Annotated in this window: 1 protein-coding gene; it reads right to left on the bottom strand. The window is 62.1% G+C overall.

From position 1 onward, the window contains the following. Positions 1 to 151: 151 nt before the first annotated feature. Positions 152 to 414, bottom strand: a 263-nt coding sequence (locus tag CWM53_RS10405; RefSeq protein ID WP_133124346.1) for an SDR family oxidoreductase, incomplete at its 5' end; no start/stop codon positions are given.

The raw sequence follows: 414 nt of genomic DNA, 5'->3' as shown, positions 1-414 counted from the left end.
CGTCAGCGAGAGGCGCCAGGGCTTCAGCGTACGGTTTAGTAATGCCAGCTGCCGCAGACGCAGCTGGCGTAGGGGAATATCCTGCCGCAGCGGATCGCTCCACTGCGGCCCGTTATCAAGCAGGCCGCACACTCCGCACATCATCCACTCCTCAAGGCATCACATCACCCGAATTTGGCCCCAGCGTCTGGCCAACGAACAGGTTACCCCCAGGCTCGCTGGCCAGCAGCAGCGCCACCGGCGCCACTTCTTCTGCTCGCCCAAAGCGCCCCAGCGGCAGCTCCGCCGTTTTGGCCGTTTTCCACGCCTGGTGAATACCCTCAATAAGCGGGGTTTCAATCGGTCCTGGGGCGATAGCGTTAACCAGCACATTTCGGCTGGAGACTTCCAGCGCCAGAGATTTCGTCAGGCCGA

It is taken from the genome of Klebsiella sp. A-Nf5 (assembly GCF_002810545.1).
Taxonomy (GTDB): domain Bacteria; phylum Pseudomonadota; class Gammaproteobacteria; order Enterobacterales; family Enterobacteriaceae; genus Klebsiella; species Klebsiella variicola.
Note: the sequence above shows the minus strand (reverse complement) of the source record. Positions and strands in the feature narration are given on the sequence as shown.